The 15290-nt window shown below is 68.8% G+C and carries 9 protein-coding genes; all 9 read right to left on the bottom strand.

Translation table 11 applies throughout. From position 1 onward, the window contains the following. Positions 1-286: 286 nt before the first annotated feature. The gene (tuf, locus tag F2B26_RS01415) at positions 287-1480 is read right to left on the bottom strand and encodes an elongation factor Tu (RefSeq protein WP_159805653.1); all 1194 of its coding nucleotides are present in this window, start codon (positions 1478-1480) and stop codon (positions 287-289) included. Between the two features lie 116 nt (positions 1481-1596). Further along, positions 1597-3699 (bottom strand): elongation factor G, encoded by a 2103-nt coding sequence (gene fusA / locus F2B26_RS01410; RefSeq protein ID WP_159805651.1) that lies wholly within the window; start codon positions 3697-3699, stop codon positions 1597-1599. Between the two features lie 64 nt (positions 3700-3763). Continuing rightward, positions 3764-4234, bottom strand: coding sequence for a 30S ribosomal protein S7 (rpsG, locus tag F2B26_RS01405; protein ID WP_159805649.1), 471 nt, complete (start codon positions 4232-4234; stop codon positions 3764-3766). A 5-nt stretch (positions 4235-4239) separates the two neighbouring features. Beyond that, on the bottom strand, positions 4240-4608 hold the full coding sequence (rpsL, locus tag F2B26_RS01400; protein ID WP_159805647.1) for a 30S ribosomal protein S12: 369 nt from the start codon (positions 4606-4608) through the stop codon (positions 4240-4242). 445 nt (positions 4609-5053) lie between these two features. Next, a complete protein-coding gene (locus tag F2B26_RS01395) occupies positions 5054-8923 on the bottom strand; it encodes a DNA-directed RNA polymerase subunit beta' (RefSeq protein WP_159805645.1) in 3870 nt (1289 codons plus the stop codon). 112 nt (positions 8924-9035) lie between these two features. Further along, positions 9036-12551, bottom strand: a complete 3516-nt coding sequence (gene rpoB / locus F2B26_RS01390; RefSeq protein ID WP_159805643.1) for a DNA-directed RNA polymerase subunit beta — start codon at positions 12549-12551, stop codon at positions 9036-9038. Between the two features lie 470 nt (positions 12552-13021). Continuing rightward, complete coding sequence (gene rplL / locus F2B26_RS01385) at positions 13022-13414, bottom strand: 50S ribosomal protein L7/L12 (RefSeq protein WP_159805641.1); 393 nt, start codon at positions 13412-13414, stop codon at positions 13022-13024. 48 nt (positions 13415-13462) lie between these two features. Next, positions 13463-13993: a 50S ribosomal protein L10 gene (gene rplJ, locus F2B26_RS01380; protein WP_159805639.1), complete on the bottom strand. Its 531-nt coding sequence runs from the start codon at positions 13991-13993 to the stop codon at positions 13463-13465. 266 nt (positions 13994-14259) lie between these two features. Continuing rightward, on the bottom strand, positions 14260-15290 hold a 1031-nt coding region (locus F2B26_RS01375), incomplete at its 5' end, for a CHAT domain-containing protein (RefSeq protein WP_210766838.1).

The following is a 15290-nucleotide window of genomic DNA, read 5'->3' as shown; positions in this document are numbered from 1 at the left end:
GTGCACAGCCCTCCACGTTTCGCGCCCGGCCGGACGAGGCGCATGACGCACCACAGCCACAGCGGGCAACCCGAACAGTTTGCCAGATGATCGCCCAGAACTCCAATCCTGCGCGGAACCGGCCCGCGACACGCGGTCCGGAGTGCCGCTGCGGACTGGCTGAGCCTCTCCCAGTGCCGGTCGCGACGCCTCCGGCCACGCGAAAGAGCCCGGGTCCCGCATGCGGGACCCGGGCTCTCCCGGAGACGTCAGACGACGTCGAGCGAAGCGCCCCGAGGGGCAGGCCTCACTTGAGGATCTTCGTGACCCGGCCCGAGCCGACGGTCCGGCCACCCTCACGGATGGCGAAGCCGAGGCCCTCCTCCATGGCAATGGGCTGGATGAGCGTCACGTGGATCTCGGTGTTGTCGCCGGGCATGACCATCTCGGTGCCCTCGGGCAGCGTGATGACGCCGGTGACGTCCGTGGTCCGGAAGTAGAACTGCGGGCGGTAGTTCGCGTAGAACGGGTTGTGACGCCCGCCCTCGTCCTTGGCCAGGATGTAGACCTGGCCCTCGAACTCCGTGTGCGGGGTGATCGAACCCGGCTTGACGACGACCTGGCCGCGCTCCACCTCCTCGCGCTTGGTGCCGCGCAGCAGCAGACCGACGTTCTCGCCGGCCTCGGCGTAGTCGAGCAGCTTGCGGAAGGTCTCGACACCGGTGACGGTGGTCTTGATCGCCTTCTCCTTGATGCCGACGATCTCCACCTCCTCGTTCACCTTGAGACGGCCGCGCTCCACACGACCGGTCACGACGGTGCCGCGGCCGGTGATGGTGAAGACGTCCTCGACGGGCATGAGGAACGGCTTGTCGACGTCGCGCACCGGCTCCGGCACGTTCTCGTCGACCGCGTCGAGGAGCTCCTCGATCTTCTTGGCCCACTCCGGGTCGCCCTCGAGCGCCTTGAGAGCGGAGACGCGCACGACCGGCACGTCGTCGCCGGCGAAGCCCTGGGAGGTCAGCAGCTCGCGGACCTCGAGCTCGACGAGCTCCAGGATCTCCTCGTCGTCGACCGCGTCGGACTTGTTGAGCGCCACGAGCAGGTACGGGACGCCGACCTGGCGAGCCAGGAGGACGTGCTCACGCGTCTGCGCCATGGGGCCGTCGGTCGCCGCGACCACGAGGATCGCGCCGTCCATCTGAGCGGCACCGGTGATCATGTTCTTGATGTAGTCGGCGTGACCAGGAGCGTCGACGTGCGCGTAGTGGCGCTTCTCCGTCTGGTACTCGACGTGCGCGATGTTGATGGTGATGCCGCGAGCCTTCTCCTCCGGCGCCTTGTCGATCTCGTCGAACGGCGTGAAGGGGTTCAGGTCCGGGTACTTGTCGTGCAGCACCTTCGTGATGGCGGCGGTCAGCGTCGTCTTGCCGTGGTCGACGTGGCCGATCGTGCCGATGTTGACGTGCGGCTTGGTCCGCTCGAACTTCGCCTTGCCCACTGGGTGTCCTCCTCAGGACTGGGTAGTCATTGCCCGCTGGCAGTCACCTGACGGTACCTGCTTCGCGAACGGTCCTACGGGTCGGAAATTGAACTTGCTGGGGTCGCCCCGTGGACTCACTCGCCCCGGGTCTTCTTGATGATCTCGTCGGCCACGTTGCGAGGGACCTCGGCGTAGCTGTCGAACTGCATCGAGTACACAGCACGGCCCTGCGTCTTGCTGCGCAGGTCGCCGACGTACCCGAACATCTCCGAGAGCGGGACCTGCGCCCGGATGACCTTGACGCCAGTGGCGTCCTCCATGGACTGGATCATGCCGCGACGCGAGTTCAGGTCGCCGATGACATCGCCCATGTACTCCTCGGGGGTACGGACCTCGACCGCCATGATCGGCTCGAGAAGAGCCGGGTCGGCCTTGCGGACCGCTTCCTTGAGGATCATCGAGCCGGCGATCTTGAACGCCATCTCGGAGGAGTCCACCTCGTGGTAGGCCCCGTCGAGCAGCGTCGCCTTGACCCCGACCAGCGGGAAGCCGGCGAGCACGCCGAGCTGCATCGCGCTCTGCACACCCGCGTCGACCGACGGGATGTACTCGCGAGGCACGCGGCCACCGGTGACCTTGTTCTCGAACTCGTAGAGCTCGCCCTCGGCGGGGTCGAGCGGCTCGAAGGACATCTGCACCTTGGCGTACTGGCCGGAGCCACCCGTCTGCTTCTTGTGGACGTAGTCGATCTTGTCCACGGCACGACGGATCGTCTCGCGGTAGGCCACCTGCGGCTTGCCGACGTTGGCCTCGACGTGGAACTCCCGGCGCATGCGGTCCACCAGGATGTCGAGGTGGAGCTCACCCATACCGCCGATGACGGTCTGGCCGGTCTCCTCGTCGTGCTTGACCCGGAAGGTCGGGTCCTCCTCGGCGAGCTTCTGGATGGCGACCGACAGCTTCTCCTGGTCGCCCTTCGTCTTCGGCTCGATCGCCACGTCGATGACGGGCTCCGGGAAGGTCATCGACTCCAGCACCACCGGCGCGGACGGGTCGCTCAGGGTCTCCCCCGTCGTCACGTCCTTGAGGCCGATGAACGCGTAGATGTGACCTGCCTGGGCCTCCTCGACCGGGTTCTCCTTGTTGGAGTGCATCTGGAACATCTTCCCGATGCGCTCCTTCTTGTTCTTGGTCGAGTTCAGCACCTGGGCGCCGCTGGCCACCTTGCCGGAGTACACCCGGATGTAGGTCAGCTTGCCGAAGAACGGGTGCGTCGCAACCTTGAACGCGAGGGCGGAGAACGGCTCGGAGGCGTCGGCGTGCCGCTCGACCTCGATCGACTCGTCCTTCATGTCGTGACCGACGACGGCCGGCACGTCCAGCGGCGAGGGCAGGTAGTCCACGACGGCGTCGAGCATGGGCTGCACGCCCTTGTTCTTGAACGCCGAGCCGCAGAGCACCGGGTAGGCCTCCGAGGCGATCGTGAGCTTGCGGATGCCGGCCTTGATCTCGGCGACCGTGAGCTCCTCGCCGCCCAGGTACTTCTCGAGCAGCTCCTCGTCCGTCTCAGCGACAGCCTCGACGAGCTCGGCGCGGTACTTGTCGGCCTGCTCGCGCAGGTCGGCCGGGATCTCCTCGATCTCGTACTTCTCGCCGAGCTTGGTCTCGCCGTGCCAGACCAGAGCCTTCATCTCGACCAGGTCGACGACGCCCGTGAAGGCCGACTCCGCACCGATCGGGATCTGGATGACCAGCGGCTTGGCCTTGAGCCGGTCGACGATGGTCTTGACGGTGTAGTAGAAGTCCGCGCCGAGCTTGTCCATCTTGTTGACGAAGCAGATGCGCGGGACGTCGTACTTGTCGGCCTGGCGCCAGACGGTCTCCGACTGGGGCTCCACGCCCTCCTTGCCGTCGAACACCGCGACCGCACCGTCGAGGACGCGCAGCGAGCGCTCGACCTCGACCGTGAAGTCCACGTGGCCCGGGGTGTCGATGATGTTGATCTGGTTGTTGTTCCAGAAGCAGGTCGTCGCGGCAGACGTGATCGTGATGCCGCGCTCCTGCTCCTGCTCCATCCAGTCCATCGTGGCAGCGCCCTCGTGGACCTCACCGATCTTGTACGTGATCCCGGTGTAGAAGAGGATCCGCTCGGTGGTCGTCGTCTTGCCGGCATCGATGTGCGCCATGATGCCGATGTTGCGGACCTTGGTCAGGTCCGTGAGCACGTCGAGTGCCACGTGTTCTCGCCCCTCGTGTTGGCTGATGAGCACCGGGGCCGCGGTTGCGGCCCCGGCACGGCGACTACCAGCGGTAGTGCGCGAAGGCCCGGTTGGACTCGGCCATCTTGTGCATGTCCTCGCGGCGCTTGACTGCAGCACCCAGGCCGTTGGAGGCGTCGAGGATCTCGTTCATGAGGCGCTCGGTCATCGTCTTCTCGCGACGGGCGCGCGAGAAGTCGGTGAGCCAGCGCAGGGCGAGGGTGGTGGCCCGGACCGGACGCACCTCGATCGGGACCTGGTAGGTCGCGCCACCGACGCGGCGGGACTTGACCTCGATCGACGGCCGGACGTTGTCCAGCGCGCGCTTGAGGACCACGACCGGGTCGGAGCCGGTCTTCTCGCGGACACCCTCGAGGGCGCCGTAGACGATGGACTCGGCGACGGTCTTCTTGCCGTCGAGGAGCACCTTGTTGATGAGCTGCGTGACGACCGGCGAACCGTAGACCGGGTCGACGATCAGCGGCCGCTTCGGGGCCGGACCCTTGCGAGGCATCTGTCTCAGCCCTTCTTCGCGCCGTAGCGGCTGCGCGCCTGCTTGCGGTTCTTCACGCCCTGGGTGTCCAGCGCGCCACGAATGATCTTGTAGCGCACGCCGGGCAGGTCCTTCACACGCCCGCCGCGCACGAGCACGATCGAGTGCTCCTGCAGGTTGTGGCCCACACCCGGGATGTAGGCCGTGACCTCGATCCCGGAGGACAGCCGGACGCGCGCGACCTTGCGCAGCGCGGAGTTCGGCTTCTTGGGGGTGGTGGTGTAGACGCGGGTGCACACACCGCGCCGCTGGGGGGAGCCCTTGAGGGCAGGCGTCTTCGACTTGTTCGTCTTCGCCTGCCGGCCCTTGCGGACCAGCTGCTGAATCGTGGGCACTACGTCTCCGTGTCCGTCGGTGGATCTCTGGTCGACCGGCACCCGTCACCTGGGACGGCCGGCTGGCTGCGGCTCGCCGTGTCGTCCGGCTACCCCGCGGGTCTTGCGTCCCGCACCGACCCCCGTACCCGGGCGTGTCGTCCCAGACCCTCCCGGCGCGACTCAGGACCGCAGTCCTGGTCGTTCCGTGACGGTGGGCTTCACACCCGGCGCCGCACCGGTCCCGACGGGGTACAGGTGCACGCACGCACAAGGGCCCGACGACGCGGGCACAGCCTCCTACGCTACCCGCCCCCTGGGAGGGCGTCAAAGCAGTGCGGCCCGCTCCCCCGTCCGCCGGGCGTCACCGGGGGCCGCGGACCTCCCCGGAACCCGACCAGGCGCGAGCCACACACACGAGCGGGGGCCCGCCGGCGAACCGACGGACCCCCGCTCGTGCGATGACTCAGCGGAAGTCGCCGAAGTCGATGTCCTCCAGCGGGATCGCCTCGCCCGAGCCCAGACCCAGGGCCGGGAAGTCGATCTCGTCGTAGCCGAAGGCCGGGTAGAGCTCGGCCTTCGCCTCCTCGGTCGGCTCCACGGTGACCTCGTGGTAGCGCGGCAGCCCGGTCCCCGCGGGGATGAGCTTGCCGAGGATGACGTTCTCCTTCAGACCCAGCAACGGGTCCGAGCGGCTCGACATCGCGGCCTCGGTGAGCACCTTGGTGGTCTCCTGGAAGGAGGCCGCCGACAGCCACGAGTCCGTGGCCAGCGACGCCTTGGTGATCCCCATGAGCTCGGGACGACCGGCCGCCGGCTGGGCGCCCTCGGACACCGCCTTGCGGTTGGCGTCCTCGAACTTGCCACGCTCGGCCAGCTCACCCGGCAGCAGCCCGGTGTCACCCGAGTCGAGCACCGTCACCCGGCGCAGCATCTGCCGGACGATGACCTCGATGTGCTTGTCGTGGATGTCCACGCCCTGGGAGCGGTAGACCTCCTGCACCTCGTCGACCAGGTGCTTCTGCGTGGCCCGCGGGCCGAGGATGCGCAGCACCTTCTTCGGGTCGACCGCGCCCAGCACGAGCTGGGTGCCGACGGCCACGTGGTCGCCGTCCGCCACCTGCAGGCGCGACCGCTTGGTGATCGGGTAGGCGATCTCCTCGGAGCCGTCGTCCGGCGTGAGCACGATGCGCCGGCTGCGGTCGCCGTCCTCGATGGTCACCCGGCCGGAGAACTCCGCGATCGGCGCCTCACCCTTGGGGGTACGGGCCTCGAAGAGCTCCTGGACACGCGGCAGACCCTGCGTGATGTCCTCCGCCGACGCGACACCACCGGTGTGGAAGGTACGCATCGTCAGCTGGGTGCCGGGCTCACCGATCGACTGGGCCGCGATGATGCCGACCGCCTCGCCGATGTCCACCAGCTTGCCGGTCGCCAGCGAGCGGCCGTAGCAACGGGCGCAGGTGCCGACCCGGGACTCGCAGGTGAGCACGGAGCGCACCTTGAGCTCGGTGACACCGGCCTCCAGCAGCCGGTCGAGCAGCACGTCGCCGACGTCGTCACCGGCACGGCCGATGACCTCGTCGCCGATCGTCACGTCCTGCGCCAGGGTGCGCGAGTAGACGCTGGTCTCGACCTTGTCGTGGCGGCGCAGCGTGCCGTCAGCGGCCGGGACGCCGATCGCCATCGTGAGACCGCGCTCGGTGCCGCAGTCGTCCTCGCGGACGATCACGTCCTGGGACACGTCCACCAGACGACGGGTCAGGTAGCCCGAGTCGGCGGTCCGCAGAGCGGTGTCCGCCAGACCCTTGCGGGCACCGTGCGTCGCGATGAAGTACTCGAGGACCGACAGACCCTCCCGGTAGTTCGCCTTGATCGGGCGCGGGATGATCTCACCCTTCGGGTTGGCCACCAGACCACGCATACCGGCGATCTGACGCACCTGCATCCAGTTGCCTCGAGCGCCCGAACCCACCATGCGGTACACCGTGTTGCGCACCGGGAAGTTCTTCTGCATCGCCTTGGCGACCTGCTCGGTCGCCTGCGTCCAGATGTCGATGAGCTCCTGACGACGCTCGTCGTCGGTGATGAGGCCCTTGTCGTACTGACCCTGCACCTTGGCGGCCTTCGCCTCGTGCTCCTCGAGGATGCCCGCCTTGGCGGCCGGGGTCGCCACGTCGGAGATCGCGATCGTGATGCCCGACCGCGTCGCCCAGCGGAAACCGGCCTCCTTGAGCGCGTCGAGCGAGGCAGCGACCTCGACCTTCGGGTAGCGCTCGGCCAGGTCGTTGACGATGACCGACAGCCGCTTCTTGTCGACGACGCCGTTCTCGTACGGGTAGTCCACCGGCAGCAGCTCGTTGAACAGCGCGCGACCCAGGGTCGTCTCGAACAGCAGCGGCTCGCCCGGCGTCCAGCCCTCGGGCGCCGCGTCCTCCGCGAGCACGAGGTCGTCCATCCGGATCTTGACGACGGCGTTGAGGTCGAGGACCTTCGCGTCGAACGCCATGATCGCCTCGGCCACCGAGCTGAACGCCCGGCCCTGGCCCAGTGCGTCGGGACGGTCGGACGTCAGGTGGAACAGACCGATGATCATGTCCTGCGAGGGCATGGTCACCGGACGGCCGTCCGACGGCTTGAGGATGTTGTTGCTGGACAGCATGAGGATGCGGGCCTCGGCCTGCGCCTCGGCGCTCAGCGGCAGGTGCACGGCCATCTGGTCACCGTCGAAGTCGGCGTTGAACGCGCCGCAGACGAGCGGGTGCAGGTGGATCGCCTTGCCCTCGACCAGCTGGGGCTCGAACGCCTGGATGCCCAAGCGGTGCAGCGTGGGCGCACGGTTGAGCAGCACCGGGTGCTCGGTGATGACCTCTTCGAGGACGTCCCACACGACCGGGCGCGCACGCTCGACCATCCGCTTGGCGGACTTGATGTTCTGGGCGTGACCCAGGTCCACCAGACGCTTCATGACGAACGGCTTGAACAGCTCGAGGGCCATCTGCTTGGGCAGACCGCACTGGTGCAGCTTGAGCTGCGGGCCGACCACGATGACCGAACGGCCCGAGTAGTCGACGCGCTTGCCGAGCAGGTTCTGGCGGAACCGCCCCTGCTTGCCCTTGAGCATGTCCGAGATCGACTTGAGCGGCCGGTTGCCCGGGCCCGTCACCGGGCGACCACGGCGGCCGTTGTCGAACAGCGAGTCGACGGCCTCCTGGAGCATCCGCTTCTCGTTGTTGACGATGATCTCGGGCGCGCCCAGGTCGAGCAGCCGCTTGAGGCGGTTGTTCCGGTTGATGACGCGGCGGTACAGGTCGTTGAGGTCCGAGGTGGCGAACCGGCCACCGTCGAGCTGGACCATCGGACGCAGGTCCGGCGGGATGACCGGGACGGCGTCGAGGACCATGCCGGTCGGCGAGTTGCTCGTCGTCAGGAACGCGTTGACGACCTTGAGCCGCTTGAGGGCGCGGGTCTTGCGCTGGCCCTTGCCGGAACGGATGATCTCGCGCAGCGAGGCGGCCTCGGCCTCCAGGTCGAACGACTCCAGGCGCTTCTGGATCGCCGAGGCGCCCATCGAGCCGGCGAAGTAGTTGCCGTAGCGGTCCTGCAGCTGGCGGTAGAGCAGCTCGTCACCCTCGAGGTCGGCGACCTTGAGGTTCTTGAACCGGTCCCACACGGTGTCGAGGCGGTCCAGCTCGTTCTCCGCACGCTTGCGGATCTGGGCCATCTCGCGCTCGGCCGAGTCGCGCACCTTGCGGCGCACGTCGGCCTTGGCACCCTCGGCCTCGAGCTCGGCGAGGTCGGACTCCAGCTTGACGGCGCGGGAGTTGACGTCCGCGTCGCGCCGGTTCTCGATCTCCTTGCGCTCCAGGTCGATCTCGGCCTGCAGGTTGGGCAGGTCCTCGGCCCGGCCGTCCACGTCCACCCACGTGATCATGTAGGCGGCGAAGTAGATGACCTTCTCCAGGTCCTTCGGCGCCAGGTCGAGCAGGTAGCCCAGACGGGAGGGCACGCCCTTGAAGAACCAGATGTGGGTGACGGGCGCGGCGAGCTCGATGTGCCCCATCCGCTCGCGACGGACCTTCGACCGGGTCACCTCGACGCCGCAGCGCTCGCAGATGATGCCCTTGAAGCGCACGCGCTTGTACTTGCCGCAGTAGCACTCCCAGTCCCGGGTGGGACCGAAGATCTTCTCGCAGAACAGACCGTCCTTCTCAGGCTTGAGAGTCCGGTAGTTGATGGTCTCGGGCTTCTTCACCTCACCGTGCGACCAGGCACGGATGTCGTCGGCCGTAGCCAGACCGATGCGCAGCTCGTCGAAGACGTTGACGTCGAGCAAGGCTTCCTACTTCCTTCGCAAGCCGGCGGCCGTACGAGCCGCCGGCGCTGGGGTGGAAAACGATGGTGTCGGCTCCCCCGACCCCGCGGTGCGCGGGGTCGGGGGGCGCGGCTCAGATCTCGTCGATGTTCGAGGCGTTGGGGCGCCGGGACAGGTCGATGCCGAGCTCTTCCGCGGCGCGGTAGACCTCGTCGTCGTTCTCCTTCATGTCGATGATCGTGCCGTCGGACGACAGCACCTCGACGTTCAGGCAGAGCGACTGCATCTCCTTGAGCAGGACCTTGAAGGACTCCGGGATCCCCGAGTCGGGGATGTTCTCGCCCTTGACGATCGCCTCGTACACCTTGACGCGGCCGGGCACGTCGTCCGACTTGATGGTGAGCAGCTCCTGGAGCGTGTAGGCGGCGCCGTACGCCTCCAGGGCCCACACCTCCATCTCGCCGAACCGCTGACCGCCGAACTGCGCCTTACCACCGAGCGGCTGCTGGGTGATCATCGAGTACGGGCCGGTCGAGCGCGCGTGGATCTTGTCGTCCACCAGGTGGTGCAGCTTGAGGATGTACATGTAGCCGACGGACACCGGCTCCGGGAACGGCTCCCCGGAACGGCCGTCGAACAGCCGCGCCTTGCCGTCGCCAGCCACCATGCGGTCGCCGTCGCGGTTCGGCAGCGTGCTCGACAGCAGACCCGTGAGCGCGTCCTCGTGCAGACCGTCGAACACCGGCGTCGCCACCGGGTTGCCCTTGGGGCTGGCGTGGGCGGCCGGCGGGAGCTGGTCCTTCCACGACAGGTCGCCCTCGGTGGCCAGGTCGATGTCCCAGCCCTGGGCCGCGATCCAGCCCAGGTGGACCTCGAGCACCTGCCCGACGTTCATACGACCGGGCACACCCATCGGGTTCAGGATGATGTCGACCGGGGTCCCGTCGGGGAGGAACGGCATGTCCTCCTCGGGCAGGATGATCGAGATGACGCCCTTGTTGCCGTGACGGCCGGCGAGCTTGTCACCCGCGGTGATCTTGCGGCGCTGGGCGATGTACACCCGGACCAGCTCGTTGACGCCGGCGGGCAGCTCGTCGCCGTCCTCACGGTTGAACGTGCGGACCTCGATGACCGTGCCGGACTCGCCGTGCGGGACCTTGAGCGAGGTGTCGCGCACCTCGCGCGCCTTCTCGCCGAAGATCGCGCGCAGCAGGCGCTCCTCCGGGGTGAGCTCGGTCTCGCCCTTGGGCGTGACCTTGCCGACCAGGATGTCGCCGGCGTTCACCTCGGCGCCGATGCGGATGATGCCCCGCTCGTCGAGGTCGGCCAGCACCTCCTCGGACACGTTCGGGATGTCCCGCGTGATCTCCTCGGGGCCGAGCTTGGTGTCGCGCGCGTCGACCTCGTGCTCCTCGATGTGGATCGAGGACAGCACGTCCTCCGACACCAGGCGCTGGGAGAGGATGATCGCGTCCTCGTAGTTGTGGCCCTCCCACGACATGAACGCGACCAGCAGGTTGCGGCCGAGCGCGAGCTCGCCCTCGTCGGTCGCCGGGCCGTCGGCCAGCACCGAGCCGACCTCGACCCGCGCACCACCCTCGACCAGGACGCGCTGGTTGTAGCTCGTGCCCTGGTTGGACCGGCGGAACTTGGCGACCGGGTAGCTGGAGTACGTGCCGTCGTCGTTCGCGACCACGATGATGTCGGCGGACACCTCGGTGACCACACCGGCCTTCTTGGCCACGATCACGTCACCGGCGTCGATCGCCGCGCGGCGCTCCATGCCGGTCCCGACGATGGGTGCCTCCGAGCGGACCAGCGGGACCGCCTGGCGCTGCATGTTGGCACCCATGAGGGCACGGTTGGCGTCGTCGTGCTCGAGGAACGGGATGAGCGCGGTGGCGACGGACACCATCTGCCGCGGCGAGACGTCCATGTAGTCGACGTTGAGGCCGGGGACCAGGTCGGGCTCCCCGCCCTTGGTCCGCACGAGCACGCGGTCCTCGGCGAACGAGCCGTCGGCCCGCAGCATGGCGTTGGCCTGGGCGATGATGTGCCGGTCCTCGTCGTCCGCGGTGAGGTAGTCGACGTCGTCGGTCACCTTGCCGCCGATGACCTTGCGGTACGGGGTCTCGACGAAGCCGAACGGGTTGATCCGCCCGTACGTCGCGAGCGAGCCGATGAGGCCGATGTTCGGGCCCTCAGGGGTCTCGATCGGGCACATGCGGCCGTAGTGCGACGGGTGGACGTCACGGACCTCCATGCCGGCGCGGTCGCGGGACAGACCACCCGGGCCCAGCGCGGACAGACGACGCTTGTGCGTCAGCCCCGCGAGCGGGTTGTTCTGGTCCATGAACTGGCTGAGCTGGGAGGTCCCGAAGAACTCCTTGATGCTCGCCACGACCGGGCGGATGTTGATGAGCGTCTGCGGTGTGATCGCCTCGACGTCCTGCGTCGTCATGCGCTCGCGCACGACGCGCTCCATCCGGGACAGGCCCGTGCGGACCTGGTTCTGGATGAGCTCGCCGACGGCGCGGATGCGACGGTTGCCGAAGTGGTCGATGTCGTCCGGCTCGACCCGCACGTCGACGGCCTCGCCGGCACGCGTGCCCGGGAGCACCGGCTTGTCGATGTGCAGCGCGCAGATGTACTTGAGCGTGCCCACGATGTCGTCGATCGACAGCACCGAGTCCGACAGCGGGGCGTCCAGGCCGAGCTTCTTGTTGATCTTGTAGCGGCCGACCTTGGCCAGGTCGTAGCGCTTGGAGTTGAAGTAGAAGTTCTCCAGCAGCGCACGACCGGCCTCGACCGTCGGCGGCTCGCCCGGGCGGATCTTGCGGTAGAGGTCGAGCAGGGCCTCGTCCTGGGTCTGGACGTGGTCCTTCTCCAGCGTGTCGATCATCGCCGGGTAGTCGGCGAACGCCTCGCGGATCTCACCCTCGGTCATGCCCAGCGCCTTGAGCAGCACGGTGGCGTTCTGCTTGCGCTTGCGGTCGACGCGCACACCGACGTTGTCACGCTTGTCGATCTCGAACTCGAGCCAGGCGCCGCGGCTCGGGATCACCTTGGCGGTGAGGACGTCCTTGTCGGACGTCTTGTCGGCGGTCCGCTCGAAGTAGACGCCCGGGGAACGCACCAGCTGGGAGACGACGACGCGCTCGGTGCCGTTGATGATGAACGTGCCGCGCTCGGTCATGATCGGGAAGTCGCCCATGAACACCGTCTGGCTCTTGATCTCGCCGGTGGTGTAGTTGACGAACTCGGCCGTGACAAACAGCGGCTGGGCGAAGGTGAAGTCCTTCTCCTTGCACTCCTCCGCGGTGTACTTCGGGTCCTCGAAGCGGTGGTCGCGGAACGACAGCGACATGGTGCCGCCGAAGTCCTCGATCGGGGAGATCTCCTCGAAGATCTCCTCCAGCCCGGCGGTCGCCGGCACGTCGTGCCGACCTGACTCCAGCGCGGCAGCCACCCGGGCCTGCCACCGCTCGTTCCCGAGCAGCCAGTCGAAGCTCTCGGTCTGCAGGCCGAGCAGGTCCGGAACCTCGAGCGGCTCACGGATCTGGGCGAACGAGATGCGGCGCGAGGCGGTGCGATTGGCGATGGCGTCAGCGTCGGCAGATGGTGCAGAAGGGATGCGCGAGGCAGCCAAGAGGGGTCCTTCCCTGCGGATCGAGTGCACGCTGCGCTGCCTGACGAGGCGCGATCCCCCGGCCGCGGAGCCCCCACGACGTCGCGCATGTACGACGTCGACGGGCTCGGGTTATACGGGATCGCAGGCACAGGCCAGCGCAAAGCGCTAGCGTACTCGCCTCGGCGCGTGAAGTCCACCAGGGCGTCCGGTGCTCGCCCCGTACACCCCAAGGACTCGCACCGCACCGGACGGGGTGACCCGCCCCGGCGACCTCCTCGTCGCCGCGCACATGGTGGCACAGCCAGCGCCCGCACGGAAAGACGGCCCACCGGCGGGCGCGTCCCGGGGCCCCACGACCCGAGAACGGGCGACGTCCGGACGCCGCCGACAACGACGACGACCCGCCCCCGCCGGAGCGGGAACGGGTCGTCGTGCGTCGGCCGGAGCCGACGAGGTCGAGCGCGGGTCCGCCGGAGCAGACCCTCAGGTCACTTGAGGGTGACGGTGGCGCCGGCGCCCTCGAGGGCGGCCTTGGCCTTGTCGGCGGCCTCCTTGTTGACACCCTCCAGGACGGGCTTCGGGGCGCCGTCGACGAGGTCCTTGGCCTCCTTGAGGCCCAGGCTCGTGAGGGCGCGGACCTCCTTGATGACCTGGATCTTCTTGTCGCCCGCGGCCTCGAGGATGACGTCGAAGGAGTCCTTCTCCTCCTCGGCCTCGGCCTCGGCGGCAGCGCCGCCGGCGGCGGGGGCCGCGGCAACGGCGACCGGCGCAGCGGCGGTGACGCCGAACGCCTCCTCGAATGCCTTCACGAACTCGGAGAGCTCGATCAGCGTGAGGCCCTTGAACTGCTCGATGAGCTCCTCGGTGGACAGCTTCGCCATGGTGGCGTTCCTTCCTCGATCTGTTGCTGCTGGTGTCGGTGGGGTGGATCAGGCCGCGGCCTGCTCCTCGGCGCGCTGCGCGCGCAGTGCGTCGACGACGCGGGCAGCTGCAGCCGCCGGAGCCGTGAACAGGTACGCCGCCTGGTACAGCGACGCGGTGAATGCGCCGGCCGCCTTGGCCAGCAGGACCTCGCGGGACTCGAGGTCCGCGAGCTTGGTGACCTCCGCTGCGGTCAGGGGGCGTCCGTCGAGGACACCACCCTTGACGACCAGTGCGGGGTTCGCCTTGGCGAAGTCACGCAGACCCTTGGCCACCTCGACCGGGTCACCGGTGACGAAGGCGATGGCGGACGGCCCCTTGAGGTCGTCACCGAGCCCTTCGTAGCCGGCTTCCCGAGCCGCGATCGCGGTCAGCGTGTTCTTCACCACGGCGTACTGCGCGTTGCCGCTGAGCACGCGGCGCAGCTGCTTGAGCTGCGCCACGGTGAGCCCGCGGTACTCGGTCAGCACGGCGGCGTTCGAGCGGCGGAACATCTCCGTCAGCTCGGCGACCGCGGCTGCCTTGTCCGGCCTCGCCATGGCAATCCTTCCGGTGGTGATGCCACCGGTCGCACCCCTCGTCCCCAGGAACGACGAGAGCCCCGCGCAGGCGCGGGGCTCGTGACCCGTGCACGACCGAACGGCCGCACGAATCGGAACTCTCACCTGCGCTGGCCCCCGCTGTTGCGGGACTTCGGGCGACCCGTCCTGATGCGCGACGCATGACGCGTGCGATCCGACAGGCCGACGACCGGCGGTCTTGGGCACGTTGATGCTACGGCACCCGGCCACCACCACCAAAACGCTCAGCCGGCACCGTGCGCGGCGAACGTGCACCAGCTCACGAACCCGCCCGGGGTGGACAGGTCGAGCGTGCTCCGCGCGGCGTGCAGCGCGCGGGCCATCGTCGCCCCCGCGGCGAGCTCCCGGTGCAGCGCCACCATGAGGCCGACGGCCTCGACATCGGGCACCGCCGCCAGGCTGGCGACCACGGCACAGGTCCCCCGCGAGAGCGTCGCCGCGACGAAACCGAGCACCTCGTCACCGGCGTAGGCGACGTCCGCCCCCGAGTGGCACGAGGCCAGGACCAGTCGACGCGGTGCCGCACCCGCACCGTGCAGCTCCTGCACCGTCACCGGACCGTCGGCGAGCACCACCGAGGAGAACATCGGGCTGTCGGCACGCAGCACGCCGTGGCAGGCCAGGTGCGCCAGGTCGGCGCCGGCCAGCGCGGCCAGGACGGCGCCTGCGGTCCCGTCCTGCGGACCGAGCACCAGGGCACCGGGGTGGACCGCGCGCAGCGCCTCGACCTCCTCGCGCGCACCGTCCAGCTGGGGACCCGCCACGAGCACCGTCCGTCCCGACGGTGCCGACGCCCCCGCGGTGCGCACCCAGGCGGCCGCCGACGGTGCGAGCGCCACGGGCGCCTCGTGCAGGGCCGACCAGGGCACCGAGTGCAGCAGCCCCACCGGCACCACGACGAGCTCGACGTCGGGGTCGAGCCCGAGCGGGTCGAGCAGCAGAGCGCGCAGCCGGACCAGCCGGGCCTGCGCGTTCACCCGCGCCGCCTGCGACGAGGCCGAGCTGCGCGGGTCGGCGAGGCGACGCAGCGCGAACAGCAACCCGTGCAGCTGGTCGGTCACCGCGTCGACCCCGGCCAGCTCGACCAGCCGTACCCGACGACCGTCGAGCACCACTGCCACGAGACGACCACCGTGCTGACCGAGCTCGACCAGCACCCGACCGTCCAGCGCGGTCCGCAGCTGTGCCAACGTCGGCACCGCATGGGCCGGCGCGCGCCCGTGACCGCGCGGGCGCCACGACGCGGCCTCGACCC

The sequence above is a fragment of the Cellulomonas citrea genome (genome assembly GCF_009829685.1).
GTDB classification, from domain to species: Bacteria; Actinomycetota; Actinomycetes; order Actinomycetales; family Cellulomonadaceae; genus Cellulomonas; species Cellulomonas citrea.
Note: the sequence above shows the minus strand (reverse complement) of the source record. Positions and strands in the feature narration are given on the sequence as shown.

Bases quoted from the DNA above. Each gene is read 5' to 3' on its own strand.
- rpsG (WP_159805649.1), bottom strand. From the start codon at position 4,234: ATGCCTCGCAAGGGTCCGGCCCCGAAGCGGCCGCTGATCGTCGACCCG.
- rplL (WP_159805641.1), bottom strand. From the start codon at position 13,414: ATGGCGAAGCTGTCCACCGAGGAGCTCATCGAGCAGTTCAAGGGCCTC.
- rplJ (WP_159805639.1), bottom strand. From the start codon at position 13,993: ATGGCGAGGCCGGACAAGGCAGCCGCGGTCGCCGAGCTGACGGAGATG.